Source organism: Sporosarcina sp. FSL K6-3508 (genome assembly GCF_038615825.1).
Classification (GTDB): domain Bacteria; phylum Bacillota; class Bacilli; order Bacillales_A; family Planococcaceae; genus Sporosarcina; species Sporosarcina newyorkensis.
Genome location: NZ_CP152016.1, coordinates 1,126,882 through 1,145,539, shown reverse-complemented (window position 1 = coordinate 1,145,539; position 18,658 = coordinate 1,126,882). Strand labels below are relative to the sequence as shown.

Below are 18,658 nucleotides of genomic sequence, written 5' to 3'. Positions count from 1 at the left end.
CTCCTTTCAGCCCATCCTTTTGCCTTTTGAAAAGTGTAAGATCGTTCCAACCGCTAGCCAGGTTGTCAATAGCGATGAACCGCCATAACTAATGAAAGGTAATGTAACCCCTGTAACGGGCAGTAACCCCGAAACGACACCCATATTTAAAAATGTTTGGAAGATAATCATGGACACCATACCGGATACGACCAAAAACGAATTCCAATCACGCAGCCGAATGGCGATACCAAATGTCGATGCCAACAATAATATGAAAAGCAAAATGATAGATGCTGCGCCGATAAAACCGATTTCTTCCGCAATAATCGAAAAGATGAAGTCATTTTGAGGTTCTGGTAAGTATAAGAACTTCTGACGACTATTTCCAAGTCCATGTCCGAACAATCCGCCTGGTGCTATGGCAAACAAGGATTGAATTCCTTGAAAACCTGTTCCTAACGGGTCATTCCATGGATCGATATACGATTTTATTCGATCTAATCGGTAAGGTGCCGCTAAAATCAGCCCGATAAATGCAGTCACTCCCGAAACAAAAAGAAAAATAAAGAAAGAGAGTGGGTAGCCCGCTAAGAAAAGAATCACAAAAGCAGAAACGATCATTATGACGGCAGAACCTAAATCAGGTTGCATCATAATTAAAGTAGCCGGCAATAAAATGAGTGCGAAATCTTGCCATTGCCAAGATTTCTTCTTATTCCGCTTCATACTGCTGGCCAATTTTCCAAGCAAGGCAACCTTCACAAACTCGGCGGGCTGCAAACTGATCGGTCCGAGTGCTATCCAACTTTGAGAGCCGTTTCGCACAACTCCAATGCCAGGAATTAAAACTGCTACTAACATCAAGATCGAACCCACATAAAAATATGTCCAAAATTTTGGATGTGAAGTCAATGGGCTTCTATATAATGCATAGGCGATACTTAAAGAAACAGCCATATAAATCGCTTGCTTGACGATGAATGGAGAGGAATCCTGATAATGCACTTCTCCCCAATAAGAACCCGCCGATTGGACAAACACGAGCCCAATCACCGACAGCAACAAAGCAGATGTCAAAAAGACTGCACGATATGTTCTTTCCAGCGTTCGCATCCTTCCGCAAATTAATCAGTCGCTTTTCAATTATACGCTCCTACTATTACAACTCATTTACAATTTCATTACCGCTTGAATAAATTGATCTCCTCGGATTTCAAAGTTTGGATATTGATCCCAACTGGCACAACTTGGCGATAATAAAATGACATCATCTTCTGCACTTGATTCATAAGCAATTTGCACAGCATCTGGCATAGTAGAAGCGATGAACGTTTGGGGGACACCGCACGACGTTGCGAATTCGGTAAAACGCTGAGCAGTCTCCCCTATCGCAACTACAACACGCACATTGGCCATATAGGGACGCAATTCCTCAAAGGAATGTCCTCGCTCCAAGCCCCCCGCTATTAAGACAATCGGTGTGCGGAATGAGGATAAAGCGCTTTTCGTGGCCAAAGTGTTCGTTGCTTTTGAATCATTATAAATGGTGCGGCCTTTCAGCTCCCTGACATATTGCATCCTGTGACGGACACCCGTAAACGAACTCAAGACATTTTCAATAGCCGACTTTTCACATCCTGAGAGAATTGCAGCCGCAGTTGCCGCCAAGATATTTTCCAGGTTATGACGTCCTGGCAATTTGATAATTCTTGTTTCAATAAATGGCTCTCCCAACCAATAAATCCATTCTTCATCGGCTGAAATACCGGTAGTTTTTTTCCCTTCCACAGAAAATGGAACTTTTTGAGAAGACAAAGATTCAACGGATCGGCTCACAACCTCTTGATCATCATTGTAAATCAGGAAATCATCCATTGTTTGATTTCGAGCAACCTGTAACTTGGCTTCCAAATATTCGTCGATCGAACCGTGATAATCTAAATGAGCTTCGTACAAATTAGTAAAAATGGCGATTTTAGGCTTGAAATTTTCAGTGCCTGCTAATTGAAATGAAGATGCTTCTAATACCATAACTTCATCCGACTTTGCTTCTTCCGCTACCGTACAAGCAACCGTTCCAATGTTACCGGCGATAAGCGGTTTTTTCTTCCCGATATTCAGCATGTGGTAAAGCAGAGTCGTCGTTGTCGTTTTACCGTTTGAACCGGTAATCGCAATGATTGGTGCCTCACTAATTATTCCAGCCAATTCGATTTCGGTCCAAATCGTACTATTTGCAGCAACTGCTTTCGCAATCAATGGATTACTATACGGAATCCCCGGACTTTTCACGATAAAGTCAAAACCCCGTTCCAATAAATCACTCGGATGACCGCCGCCAATCACTTCAACACCTTGCGCTTGAAGTTCAGCGGCTTCCTCATTCCCCTCAAGCGGCTTGGCGTCATTGACCACTACCTCCGCTCCAAGACGCCGCAGTAAACCTGCAGTTGCAAGACCGCTTTTAGCCAAACCAACAACCAACACTCTTTTCCCTATGAATTGCTCTATATTTTTCATCTACATGACCTCCAAAAAGACCGGTACGAGAGCAGCCAATAATGCCACTCCCCAAAATACAACGACGACTTTCCATTCAGACCATCCTGATAATTCAAAATGGTGATGAATCGGACTCATTTTAAAAACACGCTTTCCTGTCAACTTAAAACTAATAACTTGAATGATGACAGACAAGGTTTCAACAACGAAAACTATACCGATCACGAGCAATAGTAATTCTTGTTTGATCAGCACGGACATCATGGCAAGAACCCCGCCAAGCGCCAATGAACCTGTGTCTCCCATGAACACTTTAGCCGGCTTAATATTAAACAATAAAAATCCTAGCATCGCACCCGCCACAACAAACGCAAACAATGCAATGTCATTTTGCTCGTAAACTAAAGCAAACACACCAAACGTTGCAAATGCAATCGTCGATGTTCCGCCAACGAGACCATCCAGTCCATCTGTCAAATTGACGGCATTGGAAAAGCCGACTAGCCAAAAAATAAGAAACGCCACATAAAATACGCCTAGATCCAACCCGATCGTAGTGAACGGTATGGTGACTGTTGTTTCGAATGGCCCTAACTTCAACAAGAAAAAAGCGACGATCGCAATTACGATCTGTCCTATTAACTTCTGCAGCGATGTCAATCCTAAGTTTCTTTTCGCTATGATGATAATGAAGTCATCCAAAAAGCCAATGAACCCAAAACCGAGCAGCACAATTAGCAATACAATTGTATGAGTTGTCAGCGAATCATTTATGTAAGATAGAGCAAGTGTTGAAATTGTAATGGAAATTAGGAAGATAAGTCCCCCCATTGTAGGGGTACCGGCTTTTTTCATATGCGCCTGTGGACCTTCCTCCCTAATGCTTTGGCCAAATTTCAGCCTTCTGAGTAATGGGATGATGATCACCCCGACAATTGCTGAAACAAAGAATGCTACAGCAATTGTCGTGACTGTCGTACCGAGTGTCATGATAGGTTCTCCTTCTAATTTACAGCAGATACATATTGGTTCTGCTGTTTTTGTTATTCTGTGTACAGATGAATCGTATCCTCCACGGTCATTAATGTATTCGGAGCCGGCAATTGACGAATGACTTTTTTGCCTTTGCCGTGCCATTCCATTTTGAACGTGTACTGTTGGGCAAGCAATTCTTTTTCACTCATGCCCAGTAGATCAGGCGCGCGAAACGTAACAGCATCCCCCCATCTGTACTCTTTTTCGAGCTGGTCTTTCCTTCTTTCGATCTTCGCAATCGGTGCCACTTCTTCTATGATCCGCCCGACAATAGGTGCGGCAATAACACCACCGAATTGAACCGAGTTTTTCGGGCTATCCACTGCTACGTATACGAGTAGTTCAGGGTCATCCGCCGGCGCGAAACCAATGAATGAAACAATATAATCACCATCTTTATATCGACCATCAACTACTTTTTGAGCCGTTCCGGTTTTGCCACCAATTCGTAAACCATCCGCAAATGCATTGCGTCCGGAACCATTAGCAACGACAGATTCGAGTGCATGTCGGACCTGCGCAGAAGTCTCTTCACTGATTACTTTTCTTTTCAGTTCTGGTTCGAACTTTTTCAATGTCTTCCCTTCGGAATCTTTTATTTCTTTCACGATATATGGTTTGAAAAGATTTCCTCCGTTAATAGCAGCGGCTACTGCTTGAACCTGCTGTATCGGTGTAACGGAAATTCCTTGTCCGAAAGATGTTGTTGCTTGTTCAACAGGACCAAATTTTTCTTTGGAGAACAATATCCCTTTCGCCTCACCTGCGATTCCAGAATCCGTCGTTTCACCAAATCCGAATGACCGGATATATCGATCCAGCTTTTCACTTCCTAAGCGCTGCCCCATCGTGATGAAACCTGGGTTACACGAGTTTTCCACGACTTCAAGAAACGTTTGGTCTTTATGTCCTTCTCGCTTCCAGCAACGTAAGCGAGCATTCGCGACCATCGTGTAGCCTGGATCATAAAAACTTTCATTTTCCAAATCAATGACTTTTTCTTCAAGACTGGCGGCTAAAGTGACGATTTTAAAGGTAGAGCCAGGTTCATATGTCATCCAAACCGGTAAATTGCGATTATAGATTGTCGAATCCGTCGATTGATAATTTTTGGGGTCGTAGCCAGGGACGGATGCGAGAGATAGCAATTCCCCTGTCTTAGGATTCATGATAATCGCCAACGCTTGCGTAGCTTCATACTTCTCCATCGCTTGGATCAGTTCACGCTCCACGATTTGTTGCATTTTCAAATCAATGGTCAGTTCTAGAGATGATCCTTCTTTCCCATGTTCAAAACCATCTTCGACATGTGGCAACGGAATTCCTTTCGCATCTGTAAACAGTCTAATTTTATCACCAACACCGCTCAGAATCTCATCATACGCATACTCAATTCCTGCCAATCCTTTACTGTCATACCCAGTAAATCCAATTAACCTAGCCAGCAAGTCGTCATATGGGTAATGACGAACAAAATCCACACCTACATACAAGCCTTGTACTTGAAGTTTCGTTATTTCATCTGCTTGTTGTTTCGATATGTTCTTTGCCTCTGGTGCCAGTTTTACCATGTATTCCTTTTTCTTCATTTTCTCTTCCAATACTTCTGGAGGTAAATCAAGAATTTTGGCGATATCAGGTATCGAACTGGAGATATCTGGATTTTGAGAGGGCATAAAATATAGGGTAGGCGCTAATTTATTACCCACCAACAGGTCGCCATTGCGATCCATAATGTCACCTCGCATGGCGCCAAAAGGAATTTCCCGATCCCAGTTTTCTTTTGCTCGTTCTTTTAACCATTCGTGCTTAATGATTTGCACGTGAAATAATTTGCCCACAACTAGCAGCATACTGATAAAGAAAATGATAAAGGCTGCTCGTAAACGTTTCTTCGACTGCATATCAATGAAAGACCGCAATGACTCACTACCTTTTGTTTTTCTACTAAGGTATGTCACTGGAATGCGCCCTATTCATTAGCCGCCCATGATTACTTCCTCTTCTTCTTGCTCTTTAGACTTCTTATCGTTATATTGTTCTTCAGGTGTACGCAACTCAATGACAATTGGGTCATCGGCGCTTACTTTCGTCCCCTTGGTTACACTTTGACCAACTACATACCCTTCACCGTTTATCCGTATATCCAGATTGGAAAGATGTTTGAACGACAGCACTGTTTTTTTAGACCAGCCTTGGAAATCTGGGAGAGTTGTTTTTCCAGAAGTTTTCAAGAGAACAACTGAGTTCTCCGTCAATTTCGTTCCCGCCGCTGGGATTTGTTCTGTCACTTTTCCGCCTTCACCTATAGTGATCGGCTTAAAGCCTTCCTGCTGCGCAAGTCCTGCAACTGTCTTGGCATCTTTCCCCACATAATTACCGACTTTCTTGACTGGTATTTCCGCTTCATTTTCCGGAGCGATGTTTAAATACTTTAAACTATTTTCCATAATCGGGTTGAACACTTTCGATACAGGATCGGAACCAAATTCTCCAGCCTTTAATTTTGGCTGTTGTACTGTCACATAAATCAATAGTTGCGGATCATCTATTGGTGCCATTCCAAGGAATGAATACAGATAGTTGCCAAAGCCGGACATATATCCCGGACCTTTCTTTCTAGGAATTTCAGCTGTCCCTGTTTTCCCGCCTACTGCATAATTGGGCAGATTGTATTTTTGTGCGGTCCCTTTATCTGAAGTTACTGTAGTAGCCAATATTTCCCGCACTTTTTTCGCTGTTTCAGCAGATATTGGAGAGCCGCTTTGTTCAGGTTTATGATCCTCTAAAACTTTGTTCGTATTCGGGTCGATAATTTTATCAATGACATATGGTTTCATCATGACGCCGTTATTAGCAATAGCAGAAGCTGCCTGAATCATTTGCAACGGCGTAACAGTAGAACCTTGACCGTATGATGTGGTCAAGCGTTCTGCCGGATAATTATCGAGCACAACACCTTTTGCTTCGTTCGGCAAATCAATTCCGACACGTTTTCCAAAGCCGAAGTCATGAATGTATTCAATGAATTTTCGATCGCCTATTCTCTCAAGCAAATAGGCCATTCCTACGTTGGAAGATCGCTGAAGTCCTTCGAGGAAAGTGATCGTCCCCCAACCTGTGCCGTTGACGTCACGAATGATTCGGTCATAAATTTTGTAGGATCCCGATTTGAAGTATGCATTTGGATCCCATTTATTCTCTTCGACCGCAGCAGCCAATGTGAACATCTTCATCGGAGAACCAGGTTCGATTGTCTGTTCTACTGCATCGTTCAGCCAGTTTTCCGTCAATCCTTCCCTCGTCATCGGGTTAAATGTCGGTCGTTGGCTCATCGCTAGAATTTCACCTGTTTTCGGATCGGATACGACCACCAACATTTTCTGGGGTGCATATTCTTTTTCAACTTGGTCCATCGCTTCTTCTACAAAGTTTTCAATCGTTTTATCGATTGTTAGCTTGATTGTATGGCCGTCTTTAGGTGGCACCACTTTTTTATCGGTCGATGGCAAGATATATCCCCAGCTATCAGACTGGTAATTTACCTTTCCATCTTTTCCGGCCAATTGCTTATCATACGTCTTTTCCAACCCCATCTTGCCGACGGTTATAGCTTTCTTATCTTCGGTTTCTTCTTTTTGAGCAAAGCCTACTAGATAAGAAGCAAAACGGCCATTCGGATAAAATCGTTTCTTGCCTTCCACAAACAAAATTCCCGTCAAGCCTTTGCGTTCAAGCTCCTCATCCATCTTGAGAACTGTTTCACGTTTTAAATCCCTACCGGCTCGACCAAATTCAATTTGCCAAGTACCCTCTTTAGCATTTTTCATTTTCGCCAAGATTTCCTGCTCTTCAAGGGGTATATACTTCGCTAACACTTTTGCGGTTTCTTCATAATCAACCACATGATAATTTCTTTTACTATTTTTACTCGCAGCTTCACTTAATACTGCCACTACATGGTAGCTGAGTGTATCGGATGCAATCGGGTCATCATTTCGGTCTACGATAGACCCCCTATTCGCCTGCAAAACACTATGCTTTTCATATTGGTTCGCCGCGATTTTGGCTAGTTCTTTGCCGTCTACTTGGCCAGTCAGCTGAATAAAAAGAATTCTGCCGAATAATATGAAAAAGAGCCCTCCGAATACTACAAACATTAGAAAGGCTCCCCATTGAAAACGAAACTTCTTCATCGTCCCGGCACGACCTTTACATTGTTCTTGTTGAGGTTCAAGCCATTTTCTTGTGCTTTTTTCCAAATGCGCTCATACGTAGACTTATCGCTCACTTGGATGGACAATTCGGTATTCTGTTTTGTAGTTTCATCAATTTCTGAATTCAGCAATTGTACTTCTTTATTCACAGCATTTAAATCGGAATGCGTTTGTAGGAGCATCGAAGAAAGAAAGATCGTAAATGCTGCAGATAAAGCGAACAATATATTTTCGCCTTTAGAAAAACGTCTTTTGACACGGCGGACAACATGCTGTTGTTCTTTCGGTGTATGCTGTTCGACTTCCGGCGTATGTGGAGTGTATAGTTTCCGTTGTTCTAGTCCCATTTCTCGATTTCCCCTTTTCTACTTTTTCTCTGCAATCCGTAATTTTGCTGATCTAGCCCTTTTATTACGTTCGATTTCTTCATCTGTAGGAACGATGGGCTTTCTAGTAATCAGCTTAAAATCCGGGTCCATTCCCTCTGGTATTACAGGTAAATTAGGCGGCAGGTCTGGCATAGACGCTGCTTCCTTAAAGATATTTTTACATAAACGGTCTTCTAACGAATGAAATGTAATGACACTTATCCGGCCTTTTCCCCTCAGTACGGTTAATGCGTCTGTCAGCGACTGTTCTGCCGCTCCCAACTCATCATTCACTGCAATACGTATCGCTTGGAAGACTCGTTTAGCCGGATGTCCGCCTGTCCTTCTGGCTGCGGCTGGAATACCTGTTTTGATAAGCTCCGCCAATTCCCCTGTTGTGCGGATTGGTTCATTTTTTCGTGCTTCCTCAATTTTTCGGGCAATTTGCTTCGAAAACTTCTCTTCGCCATAGCGGAAAAAGATTCTCACCAAATCTTCATACGGCCATTCATTCACCACTTCATATGCCGTTAAGGGGGCTGAGGTGTCCATTCTCATATCGAGAGGTGCATCATGATGATAACTAAAACCTCTTTCGGGCGTGTCCAGCTGTGGTGATGAAACGCCGAGATCATACAAAATGCCGTCCACTTCAGTAATACCTAGATTTTCTAGTTCTTTTTTAAGTTCTTTAAAGTTTGCATGAACAAATTGCACTTGCGCTGCATATTTTTCTAATTTTTTCTTTGCTGCTTCAATAGCTGTCATATCTTGGTCAAAACAGATAAGCTGACCTTTCGGAGAAAGAAGCTTAACAATTTCTTCACTATGTCCTGCACCGCCAAGGGTACAATCCACATAGATACCGTCTTCTTTTACATTTAAGCCTTCGACGGCTTCATGCAATAAAACTGTTGTATGGTTAAACATAATTACAACGCCTGCTTTCAAAAATCAAAATCAATAAGGTTTTCTGCAATGTCGTTAAATGATTCCTCTGATTCCTCGTAGTACGCTTCCCAAAGTTCTGTAGACCAAATCTCGATTCGGCTTGATACGCCGATGACCATACAATCCTTTTCAATCTTAGCAAACTCCAGCAAGTTGGCAGGAATATTTACTCTGCCTTGCTTATCAAGCCCTACTTCAGCGGCCCCTGAGAAGAAAAAACGAGTGAATGCTCGGGCATCTTTTTTCGTAACCGGCAACGCTTTCAACTTCTCTTCGAGTCGTTGCCATTCATCCAGTGGGTATCCGAATAGACAATTGTCTAGTCCGCGGGTCAAAATAAAGCCTTCTGCTAACTGTTCCCGAAATTTGGAAGGAACGATTAAACGGCCTTTCATATCAATCGTATGTTGATATTCCCCCATGAACATACCCTTCACCCCACTATATGAAATAATGTACCACATCCCCCCACTTTCCTCCACCCACTTGGCTATTTTTCTTTGCATAATTAATAAAATGTGTCAATAGTACTTCTTTAGTTATTGGTTTGCGCGTTTTCTCGCTATGTATTCATGTTTTTCCGCATGTTCTGCGAGTTTATTAATCAATTTCAGTTCAGCGTACATCCATTCAAAATTTTTCAAGCTCCGGTAAAAAGCTCTCCTAAAAGTCTGAAGCTCCTAAAGTGACCTTTGACCTATAACTTGTCAGTCACTGTCGATCTCTCCGTCGAAGGGGGAACCTTAACGAATTTTGGAAGACCATATTTTCTTATTGAGGTATATGATATGTGCTGAATTAACTTACAGATAGGGTCATGAAATGTGCTATGGGAAAGGATGAAGTGTAACTTTGAGGAAGGTAGATGGATGGATGTGCAGATATCTTGCAATCAGCCAACCATTCAATTGGATAGACAGGTTTATGCCGTGCACTACAGTTTGTGCGGGTTGTAGTTTTATATCCGTATTATGTAGCATTTAGATAAACAAACAGGGCTAAGTTAAAACTAATTTGTTCATAATGAAAGACGAACGATCGCAAAAAACACAATAAAGTTCGGGTTACTTAGCGTGCGGTTAGGATTTTCCCGCAGCGGAAATTCCATACGCGGCTCCAAGTCTGCAATACTTTTGCATTAGAAAAAACCGAACGATTACAAAACTATGATCGAATGTTTTGTAATCGTTCGGTTTTTTAATCGTTTGGAACCCTTTTGTCCCAACCTCTGTTTGTCGAAATAATCACTTTGCTTTTAAGGTGATAATGATGCATGTTTTTTTTAAAAAAACCTAAAAATGAGCAAACTTCTAGTGGTCTTCTTTACTTTTTTCCGGTTTTTCACTCGCCTCTCTTTCTTTCTCTGTTGCTGAAGATTTTATCTTAATATCATAATATTTTTCAGCTCCTAAACCACCTTCGCTGATCATTTTTGCTATTTCCTTTGTCCGCATCTCTTTATCCTTGTCTATTTTGATCTTAGTTCTGTCTTGATGTGTCATCTCTAATCCCTTCCTTTCTAGTTATTATTTATATTCTAACAAATTTTGAGTGAAAAATCAGTCGATTAGAGTTGCTAATAATAACTTCAAAGGATGTTTTATGAATTCACTAACAAACAGGCATGATTAAGAAGCCCAGCTAATCCTTGGAGAGTTAGCTGGGCATTTAAATATATAGGCACGCTATTAGTAGATCAGAGATAAACCAATTGGTGAGAACCATCGAATTGATAAGGCTGTTTCAGTAATTGATCGATGAATCCTTCCCCATATTGATTGATGAAAAAGTAAGGTGAATACAAGCGTTCCTGCAAAGAACCTTCCGGGAAGAGCTGTTCACTAAGCGTCTGGTAGCGCTCATATTGCACATGATGTTTCCGTAAGATGGACTGCTCTTTAGTCTTTTGAAGGTAATCAAATTGACTCTGATGGAACTGGAGATTTTTCTTCACTACAGGCAGCAGCCCTGGATCCGTTTTCAATAAATGGGATTGCATCTTCTCATACTGCAATTCGAGCAGTTTCTTTGACTCCTCAAGAAGTGAGTCGAACTGCTCATCCCGCTGCTCATTCATCCATTGTTCTTGGCGCCAAGGAAGTTGACCATCAAGTACTTCATTGATTGTTAAACCTGTCTGTTTCAAAGCTTCTTGCGTTTTTCTCGTAATTAATGTGATGGATAATCTTGGGACGATAACGGGCATACGGATCCCCAGCGTATGGAAAGCCTCACGCAATAATGACCAGTACGCAATTTCCCCCGGCCCTCCGACAAAAGCCAGAACCGGAAACACGAGATCCTGCATGAGTGGCCGTGTTGCCACATTATTGCTTAACAACCAAGGTTGCTCGGCTGCGATTTCATGCATCTCTTCCTCTGAAAAAGACAGACCCGTCTGCTCATTAACGAATTTCCCCGCTTTTCTTTTCAGCAGCACACGGCCTGTTTCATGCACGTAAAATAGGTTCGCATCCTGCGCTTCGGATTCGATCGGCTTTTTATGACCCATGGCATGCAGGTCCTGCTCTGCCGAATAAATGGTTGAAGCCATTTTATCCGCATTCTCAATCATTTGCGAGAAGTACTTTGACTCCAACTGACGAAGCGGTTTGTAGGCAGCATCAAGAAATAACAAACCATGCTGAGTGAACAACTCGTTCATTAGCGAAGTAAAGAATCCGGTATACGTCTGCTGTTCCTCCACAGTTCGCAGTACGTTCTCCAATAAATCATGCGTGTAAGCTGTTTCTCCATAGCTTTTGAAGATTTTTTTGATAAACGCAGTCAGTTCTTTCTGGTCATACACGGTATCTGAAGCCATGGTTTTCAGCACGGTCGGCTGTTTGAATTGCCGCTTCACCGCCTTCCCTAGGTTCGCGGTATATGTATGATTGATTTCATTAATATCATGATCTTCTCCTGCAATCCAAAAAACGGGCACAACAGGTTTCTGAAGAAGTTCTCTTTGCTGACGAGCCATTAAAATGACCGAAACCGCTTTATGTACAGAATATAAAGGTCCTGTTAAAATCCCTGCCTGCTGACCGCCGATCACTACGAATGCGTCTGAAGAAAGCTCTTTAATATACTGCGCTGCTAGCGGGGAAATTCCGTGCGGCTGCATATATTGTTCGATCACAGCTGCAAGCTCGGCCCTTTGGAAAGAACGTTGCATCAGCTCCTGTGCTCTGGCTTCATATCCAGCAGCCGACAGTTCATAATCGAAAAATCTATGAGAAAATTGAGGATCATGTTGATAAGCTTCCATTAATTTGTTTTTTCTTGGCAATTCCATTGTGTCCAGTTCCATCTCATAAACTCCTTTATGTCAAATACTAACGCAAGTATATCATCTCACTCAGACAGGTTGAATAGATACGCCTGAAGAGATGTTGATCAATTGGCATATTGTATGATTTGCAATGCAATCCCTATCCCGAGCAAGAGAATATATGCACATGTCAAAAGCAGAAAGTAGACTCGCCATGTCTTGCGGAGTACAAGAAACGTCCGAAATTCTTTCATCTGTAAACGCTCAACAATAGAAAATAAAATAGCCAAAATACAGACGGTTCCTGCTACATAGAACCCAAGCCACTGGTCCCAAATCGTATGTATGAGCACTGTCACTGAAACGCCTAAAAATGGTGTAGTCCAATCAACAGCAAAACCGAATCGTCTCGACGGCGATACGCCTATTTTTTTTGAAAGTATCAAACAGACGATTAATATGAGAAACGGAAATAACAAAAGTCCGCCAAGTATGTTTTGCAGCATTAGCTTTCTTCACTCCCATTAATACCGAGCAGCATCATTTCAAGATTTTTCAAGATTGGGGCGTGCCCTTTCCTTTGTTCAATTTTATGTAAAACTGCTGTAACAATCGTTTCAATCTCCATCGCATTTCCTTTTATTCGATCCACTAGCATAGAGGATTGATTATTGGCTGTCCTTTGACAGACCAATGCGATGTCCTCAAATGTCAACATATCTTCCATCTCCGGAAAATTGGTGAGTAATTCCTCGCACAGCTGACGAAAAAGCTGATAGAAATGAAAGTTTTCCGTCAACTGTCCATTCCTCACTTGCAAGATCGCAGTCAGCGGATTAATCGCACAGTTGATCAACACTTTTCTGAGCAGCAATTTCTCGGCATTTTCTTGTATTTGTATAGGAAAACACTGTGGATCAATTTTTTCCAGCCACTTGATTGTCTGTTCATTTTTTTCATCCACGGCGATCGTGATCGGACCGATCCCATTATGAAGAACCGTTCGATCGTCCACTCTTCCTGCCCCGTGTTCTACTGTGGCGAAGGAAACATGGCCAAGTTCAAATTGATCGACGAGCGACAAATGACCAATACCATTTTGGATAAATAGCAAATTCGGCTGTCGCGGCAGGCTGCTGATAGCCGGCAATACCTCTTGCAATGCATCATATTTCACTGCAATAATCCATAAGGCGTCTAGCGGAAGATCTTCCATATTGGTCACGGCAGCCACTTCAAAACGGGTGCGCGCTTTAGAACCATCCAATCGAATCAAGCCTTGCTTCAGCTGGGTTGCCTGCGTTTCCCGCCGCACCCAAAATGTCACGTCTGCTTTATTTTGCGCCAAATAAGAGCCGATCAATAACCCTATGGAGCCTGCACCTACTACTACAAACCGCATATTTTTCCTCCTTGAAAAGAGAGACCCATCAAAGGCGCCTCTCTCGATTGACTCTATTATACAGGATAAACGGGATGTTTTCTCGGGGGACGAGCGATTTCTTTCGTTTCATAATATGCAAACCTATCCGCTAGTACTTCTCGAAGTTCATGTGGCGCAACGATTTCATCGATGATCATTTCAGAAGCCATTTTATAAATATTGATTTCCTGTTTATATTCCTGCTGCTTTTCTTTAATGAATGCAATTTTTTCTTTCGGGTCGGTGATCGCTTCGATTTTATTGGAATACACCGCGTTGACAGCCGCCTCTGGGCCCATGACAGCTATTTGGGCAGTCGGCAGCGCGATACAGACATCCGGCTCAAAGGCAGGACCTGCCATCGCGTATAAGCCTGCTCCGTACGCTTTACGTACTATCACAGAAATTTTGGGAACGGTTGCGGAGCTCATCGCCATGATGAGCTTGGCACCGTGGCGAATAATTCCTTGCCGCTCGACTTTCGTTCCGATCATAAAGCCAGGGACATCCGCTAAGAAAAGCAGCGGAATGGAGAATGCATCGCAAAGCGTGATGAACTTGGTCACTTTATCTGCCGAATCAACAAACAATACGCCGCCTTTTACTTTTGGCTGATTCGCGATAATTCCGACCGGACGACCGTCAAGCCGGGCGAGTGTCGTAATCACTTCCGCGGCAAACAGCTCTTTAATTTCAAACAAGCTATTTTCATCAACCAATCGATCGATCGCTTCATACATATCGAACGGTGCGTTTTGATTTTCAGGGATAATTTCTTCCAGTGAACGTCCTTCCTTTATTTCTCCAGGCTTCGCTGCCCTGGCAGGGGCTTCGTAATGTGCAGGGAAGTAGGATAGATATCTCCGGGCTTCAACGATCGCTTGTTCTTCACTTTCAACCAAGACATCCCCGCATCCACTGACTGAACAGTGCATGTGCGCGCCGCCCATCTCTTCAAGCGACACTTTTTCTCCGATGACCTTTTCTGCCATCCGAGGCGACCCTAAATACATCGACGCATTTCCCTCAACCATGATGACAATATCACAGAATGCGGGAATATACGCACCGCCAGCAGCCGATGGTCCAAATAAAATACACACTTGCGGAATCATACCCGATAGGCGAACTTGATTGTGAAAGATCCGTCCTGCCCCTCGGCGGTTCGGAAACATATCCAACTGGTCTGTAATCCTGGCGCCGGCAGAATCCACTAAATACAGCAGCGGAACCCGTAGTTTCTCAGCAGTTTCCTGAATGCGTATGATTTTTTCAACCGTCCGTGCTCCCCACGAACCTGCTTTTACAGTGGCGTCATTGGCCATGACACAGACTGTCTGTCCATTTATCTTACCTGTCGCCGTCACGACTCCGTCTGCTGGAAGATCGACCGCTTCACAATTGGCAAACTTGCCATCTTCCGCATATTTCCCCTCATCAAACAGCAAGCGAAGGCGGTCTCTGACAAATAATTTTCCTTGCGATTCAAGTTTATTGTGATATTTTTCGGCTCCGCCAGTAAAGACTCGGTTGGCCGTTTCCTTCAATTTTGCATTATAAGCTGTCTCTGTCGAATTGTTTGTCAATAAACTCCCCACCTTCCGTCAAGATTGGATTGTCACCAACACATCATCTTCGTTTACAAAATCGCCTTCATTCCCGTTAATTGCGGTAACGGTGCCGTCAACTTCCGCTTCCAAAGGGATTTCCATTTTCATAGATTCCATGATCAAAACGACTTGTCCTCTCGTTACAACATCTCCCACTTTTATCTCAATCGAAAAAATCGTGCCTGCCATAGCAGCTTTCACTTCTTGCATACAATCACTCCTCGTATTCTATTTGTCGAGATGGTTGTTGCATAAGGCTTATTCCATTTAGTGTAACTTATTTATGAAATCGTTTACAAGTAAATAGATAGTGCCCCAACAGTGTATGTTTTTCGGTTGTCAAACTTTACTTATTTTTAGTCAAGAACCTTTGAACTGCCTCATGATGCGCGTCACTTTCCCAAAGCACAGAACAGACACGCGCTTCTTCTTGCATCGCTTCTCTCAAATTATTCGCCTGCCATTTTCTTGTCGCGATAGATTTATATGCACGATGTACATTGCGATGCACTTTTAGCATAGGTGCTAAAAATTGATCCAAAGCCGCATCAGCATCTCCATTATAGACCTCCGTAGCCCATCCGAGTTCTTTCAACTTATCTGCCGAATGAACACTCGCTCTGCTTGTCAACTGAAGAAGTTGATCATGAGGGCTATTCTTCTCGAACAATAATGTAGCTCCGCCCCAGCCCGAAGTAATTGCCAAAGTACCTTGAATGAAACCTGCCTTCGCATGGGAGGCAACCAGACGATAATCGCAAGCCGTGGCAAGCTCACAGCCACCGCCAACTGCTGCTCCATTTATTAAGGCAATCGTCGGCATCGGCAATGTCGCAATACGATAGAGAATTTTAGCTCCTCTGCTTAACATCGGCCAAGCATCCTCCGCTGTTTGGAAGCCATGAAAATCACTTAGGTCGCCCCCCGAACAAAACGCCAAATTGCCTTCACCAGAAATGACTGCAAATGAAATTTCCGGGTCGTCCTCAATCCGATCCAAGAATTCTTCCAAACCTGACATAACGTCATAGTTAACCGCATTTCTCATTTCAGGTCTCATGATACGAAAATACGCAATGGACTCCCCATTTATGGTTGGTTCGATTACAAATGAAAAAGACAAAACAATTCCCCCTTTTCCACTTAGCATACCATTTTTAAGAAAAACAAAAAAGACTGCTCTGAGCCATGGTCTCAGGGCAGTCTTCTATTCGCTGTGTAGAATCTAAATTATTCGCCTACAACGTCTTTTCCTTTGTAGTGTCCGCATGATTTGCAAACGTGGTGTGCCAATTTCATTTCGCCACAGTTTTCGCAAGTAGTCATACCTGGCGCTTCAATTTTGAAATGAGTTCGACGCATATTTTTCTTCGTTTTAGAAGTTCTTCTTTTTGGTACTGCCATTGGGGGGCACCTCCTTATAAGGGTTTACTCTTTATCGGTTTCAAAAAAATTAGCCAATCCCGCTAAACGAGGATCTACTTTTTCTTCTGCTTCTTCTTGCCGTTTCGCTTCCAATTCTTCATCGGTTGTATAGGACCATCCTTTGCCTTCTGCCTGCTGCATATCTTCTGCTGATTTGCAGAATACTTGTAACGGGATTTCAAGCAAAATGAGTTCTTCCAATACAGGCGTAAAATCGATTATTTCTCCTTCAACAGGATGAATTTCATCATCTGTCAAAAGCGTTTCCTGATCCCAACTGAATTGTTCTATCGATTCAATGGAGAAAGGATAATCGACATCTTCCCACGTACGTGCACAAGGCAAAATCATCGAACCTTCTAGCCGGAGCTGGCATGTTAACTTTTTCTCACCAATTGAACATGTTCCGCTTACTCGAACAGGCTGAATTGCCCTAATTTCTTCATTCCGCTTTTTGACGGAATCTAAATTTACTGCTTCGTCAAGCAGTAGCGGGCCTTGCCTATGTTTCCGTAATTGATGAATGGACCATTTCATGTCTATCACCTCAAGACAACAATGTTGATTATAGTATTTTAAATAATGGATGTCAAGATATTTTCTTGTCACTTCATCAAGCTTAACGTTATAATTCACTATACACAAGCAGAAAGGATGATTCCATTGATAGCTACTGGAATTGTAGTCGAATATAATCCATTTCATAATGGCCATCTTTTCCATTTACAAGAGGCAAAAAGACAAACAGACGCCGACACCATTATTGCCGTCATGAGCGGAAACTTCCTGCAACGCGGAGAACCTGCCATAGTGGACAAATGGACACGGACAAAAATGGCACTTGCCGGCGGAGCCGACCTCGTCATCGAACTGCCGTATGCATTTGCTACTGCTCATGCTCCTCAGTTCGCCAAAGGTGCCATCCAACTTCTTGACGCGCTGTATTGCAGTTATTTTTGTTTTGGCAGCGAGGAAGGATCCATTGCACCTTTTACGAACAGTCTCACATTAATTTCTACACATCAGCAACTTTACGAAAATGTGATAAAAGAAGCGATGAGAGAGGGGATAAGCTATCCGAACGCATTGCGAAAAGGCTATGAAGCCATATCCCATGATACATCGATCGACTTAGCCGATTTATCCGAACCAAATAACATTTTAGGATTTCATTATATGCAAGCAGCAAATGACATCCACTCTTCCATGATCCCGCTGACAATCGAACGAAAAGGAACGCATTACCATGATCCCGCTTTGCCTGCCGACTCCATAGCGAGTGCGACAAGCATCCGGAAGTCCATTTTCACAAACGAATCGGCTGAAGACGTGCAACCTTTTATGCCGTCAACAAGCTATCGTTTATTGAAAAACTGGGAAGATCTGTATGGTTTTCATAGTTGGGATGCGCTTTATCCCCTTCTCCGTTATAGCATTCTTCGCGAGGAGCCACAACGGCTTATAGAAATCGCTGACATTAGAGAGGGCATTGAATTTTCTTTTTTTCGCGCAGCAAAAGAACAGACCACTTTTCAAGGGTTTATGCAAGCTGTCAAATCCAAACGTTACACGTGGACGAGTATCCAACGAATGCTCGTTCATATTTTAACAGGTTATCGGAAAGCTACACGCGAGCAAATCACAGATCCCTCTTATATCCGATTGCTCGGCATGACAGTGTCGGGACGAAGCTATTTACGTTCCATAAAGAAACAACTGCCATTACCCCTTGTCAGCAGAGTGGCTTCGCTGTCCGACCCTGCTTTGCTGATGGATGTAAAAAGTACGGATATTTACATGTCCGGCATCCAATCACCTGCCCTTACGCTCGGAAAGGATTATAGGACGCCGCCGATTTTTCTCTAACGTCC

General features: G+C 42.9%; 18 protein-coding genes. 1 reads left to right on the top strand and 17 read right to left on the bottom strand.

Going from position 1 to position 18,658, the window contains the following annotated elements; genetic code table 11:
- Positions 1-6 precede the first annotated feature (6 nt).
- The 17 genes from ftsW to MKX97_RS05185 form a co-directional block, all read right to left on the bottom strand.
- Entirely contained in the window at positions 7-1,095 is a 1,089-nt protein-coding gene (ftsW, locus tag MKX97_RS05265; RefSeq protein ID WP_009765596.1) for a putative lipid II flippase FtsW, read from the bottom strand.
- Between the two features lie 57 nt (positions 1,096-1,152).
- On the bottom strand, positions 1,153-2,502 hold the full coding sequence (gene murD, locus MKX97_RS05260; RefSeq protein WP_342537135.1) for a UDP-N-acetylmuramoyl-L-alanine--D-glutamate ligase: 1,350 nt from the start codon (positions 2,500-2,502) through the stop codon (positions 1,153-1,155).
- Complete coding sequence (mraY, locus tag MKX97_RS05255) at positions 2,503-3,474, bottom strand: phospho-N-acetylmuramoyl-pentapeptide-transferase (RefSeq protein ID WP_078817814.1); 972 nt, start codon at positions 3,472-3,474, stop codon at positions 2,503-2,505.
- A gap of 53 nt (positions 3,475-3,527) precedes the next feature.
- Positions 3,528-5,423, bottom strand: a complete 1,896-nt coding sequence (locus MKX97_RS05250) for a penicillin-binding transpeptidase domain-containing protein (RefSeq protein ID WP_221836216.1) — start codon at positions 5,421-5,423, stop codon at positions 3,528-3,530.
- Between the two features lie 75 nt (positions 5,424-5,498).
- Positions 5,499-7,679 (bottom strand): penicillin-binding protein, encoded by a 2,181-nt coding sequence (locus MKX97_RS05245; RefSeq protein WP_245799496.1) that lies wholly within the window; start codon positions 7,677-7,679, stop codon positions 5,499-5,501.
- A gap of 32 nt (positions 7,680-7,711) precedes the next feature.
- Positions 7,712-8,083, bottom strand: a complete 372-nt coding sequence (ftsL, locus tag MKX97_RS05240; protein WP_078817816.1) for a cell division protein FtsL — start codon at positions 8,081-8,083, stop codon at positions 7,712-7,714.
- 18 nt (positions 8,084-8,101) lie between these two features.
- Entirely contained in the window at positions 8,102-9,034 is a 933-nt protein-coding gene (rsmH, locus tag MKX97_RS05235) for a 16S rRNA (cytosine(1402)-N(4))-methyltransferase RsmH (RefSeq protein ID WP_342537134.1), read from the bottom strand.
- 17 nt (positions 9,035-9,051) lie between these two features.
- Positions 9,052-9,483: a division/cell wall cluster transcriptional repressor MraZ gene (gene mraZ / locus MKX97_RS05230; RefSeq protein WP_040758850.1), complete on the bottom strand. Its 432-nt coding sequence runs from the start codon at positions 9,481-9,483 to the stop codon at positions 9,052-9,054.
- Positions 9,484-10,365: 882 nt separating this feature from the next.
- Positions 10,366-10,557 (bottom strand): hypothetical protein, encoded by a 192-nt coding sequence (locus MKX97_RS05225; RefSeq protein WP_078817818.1) that lies wholly within the window; start codon positions 10,555-10,557, stop codon positions 10,366-10,368.
- A 194-nt stretch (positions 10,558-10,751) separates the two neighbouring features.
- The gene (gene bshC / locus MKX97_RS05220; protein ID WP_078817819.1) at positions 10,752-12,368 is read right to left on the bottom strand and encodes a bacillithiol biosynthesis cysteine-adding enzyme BshC; all 1,617 of its coding nucleotides are present in this window, start codon (positions 12,366-12,368) and stop codon (positions 10,752-10,754) included.
- A gap of 86 nt (positions 12,369-12,454) precedes the next feature.
- The gene (locus tag MKX97_RS05215) at positions 12,455-12,835 is read right to left on the bottom strand and encodes a DUF3397 family protein (RefSeq protein ID WP_009765607.1); all 381 of its coding nucleotides are present in this window, start codon (positions 12,833-12,835) and stop codon (positions 12,455-12,457) included.
- On the bottom strand, positions 12,835-13,731 hold the full coding sequence (locus tag MKX97_RS05210; RefSeq protein WP_342537133.1) for a 2-dehydropantoate 2-reductase: 897 nt from the start codon (positions 13,729-13,731) through the stop codon (positions 12,835-12,837). Before MKX97_RS05210 ends, MKX97_RS05215 begins: the two co-directional genes overlap by 1 nt.
- Positions 13,732-13,787: 56 nt before the next feature.
- A complete protein-coding gene (locus MKX97_RS05205; RefSeq protein ID WP_342537132.1) occupies positions 13,788-15,338 on the bottom strand; it encodes an acyl-CoA carboxylase subunit beta in 1,551 nt (516 codons plus the stop codon).
- Between the two features lie 18 nt (positions 15,339-15,356).
- Positions 15,357-15,572: a biotin/lipoyl-containing protein gene (locus MKX97_RS05200; RefSeq protein ID WP_009765610.1), complete on the bottom strand. Its 216-nt coding sequence runs from the start codon at positions 15,570-15,572 to the stop codon at positions 15,357-15,359.
- 136 nt (positions 15,573-15,708) lie between these two features.
- Entirely contained in the window at positions 15,709-16,512 is an 804-nt protein-coding gene (locus tag MKX97_RS05195) for an enoyl-CoA hydratase/isomerase family protein (protein ID WP_340758504.1), read from the bottom strand.
- A gap of 80 nt (positions 16,513-16,592) precedes the next feature.
- Positions 16,593-16,766 (bottom strand): 50S ribosomal protein L32, encoded by a 174-nt coding sequence (gene rpmF / locus MKX97_RS05190; protein ID WP_009765612.1) that lies wholly within the window; start codon positions 16,764-16,766, stop codon positions 16,593-16,595.
- A 24-nt stretch (positions 16,767-16,790) separates the two neighbouring features.
- Positions 16,791-17,324, bottom strand: a complete 534-nt coding sequence (locus tag MKX97_RS05185) for a YceD family protein (protein ID WP_342537130.1) — start codon at positions 17,322-17,324, stop codon at positions 16,791-16,793.
- Between the two features lie 126 nt (positions 17,325-17,450).
- Between MKX97_RS05185 and MKX97_RS05180 the strand changes: the two genes are divergently transcribed.
- The gene (locus tag MKX97_RS05180; protein WP_342537129.1) at positions 17,451-18,653 is read left to right on the top strand and encodes a nucleotidyltransferase; all 1,203 of its coding nucleotides are present in this window, start codon (positions 17,451-17,453) and stop codon (positions 18,651-18,653) included.
- The last annotated feature ends 5 nt before the right edge of the window (positions 18,654-18,658 follow it).

What these genes read in the sequence shown, in the direction of transcription:
- MKX97_RS05245 (WP_245799496.1), bottom strand. Translation starts at nt 7,679, where the DNA reads ATGTTTGTAGTATTCGGAGGGCTCTTTTTCATATTATTCGGCAGAATT.
- MKX97_RS05225 (WP_078817818.1), bottom strand. Translation starts at nt 10,557, where the DNA reads ATGACACATCAAGACAGAACTAAGATCAAAATAGACAAGGATAAAGAG.
- rpmF (WP_009765612.1), bottom strand. Translation starts at nt 16,766, where the DNA reads ATGGCAGTACCAAAAAGAAGAACTTCTAAAACGAAGAAAAATATGCGT.
- MKX97_RS05200 (WP_009765610.1), bottom strand. Translation starts at nt 15,572, where the DNA reads ATGCAAGAAGTGAAAGCTGCTATGGCAGGCACGATTTTTTCGATTGAG.
- MKX97_RS05185 (WP_342537130.1), bottom strand. Translation starts at nt 17,324, where the DNA reads ATGAAATGGTCCATTCATCAATTACGGAAACATAGGCAAGGCCCGCTA.
- MKX97_RS05250 (WP_221836216.1), bottom strand. Translation starts at nt 5,423, where the DNA reads ATGCAGTCGAAGAAACGTTTACGAGCAGCCTTTATCATTTTCTTTATC.
- rsmH (WP_342537134.1), bottom strand. Translation starts at nt 9,034, where the DNA reads ATGTTTAACCATACAACAGTTTTATTGCATGAAGCCGTCGAAGGCTTA.
- MKX97_RS05215 (WP_009765607.1), bottom strand. Translation starts at nt 12,835, where the DNA reads ATGCTGCAAAACATACTTGGCGGACTTTTGTTATTTCCGTTTCTCATA.
- mraZ (WP_040758850.1), bottom strand. Translation starts at nt 9,483, where the DNA reads ATGTTCATGGGGGAATATCAACATACGATTGATATGAAAGGCCGTTTA.
- mraY (WP_078817814.1), bottom strand. Translation starts at nt 3,474, where the DNA reads ATGACACTCGGTACGACAGTCACGACAATTGCTGTAGCATTCTTTGTT.
- murD (WP_342537135.1), bottom strand. Translation starts at nt 2,502, where the DNA reads ATGAAAAATATAGAGCAATTCATAGGGAAAAGAGTGTTGGTTGTTGGT.
- bshC (WP_078817819.1), bottom strand. Translation starts at nt 12,368, where the DNA reads ATGGAACTGGACACAATGGAATTGCCAAGAAAAAACAAATTAATGGAA.
- ftsW (WP_009765596.1), bottom strand. Translation starts at nt 1,095, where the DNA reads ATGCGAACGCTGGAAAGAACATATCGTGCAGTCTTTTTGACATCTGCT.
- MKX97_RS05210 (WP_342537133.1), bottom strand. Translation starts at nt 13,731, where the DNA reads ATGCGGTTTGTAGTAGTAGGTGCAGGCTCCATAGGGTTATTGATCGGC.
- MKX97_RS05195 (WP_340758504.1), bottom strand. Translation starts at nt 16,512, where the DNA reads ATGCTAAGTGGAAAAGGGGGAATTGTTTTGTCTTTTTCATTTGTAATC.
- ftsL (WP_078817816.1), bottom strand. Translation starts at nt 8,083, where the DNA reads ATGGGACTAGAACAACGGAAACTATACACTCCACATACGCCGGAAGTC.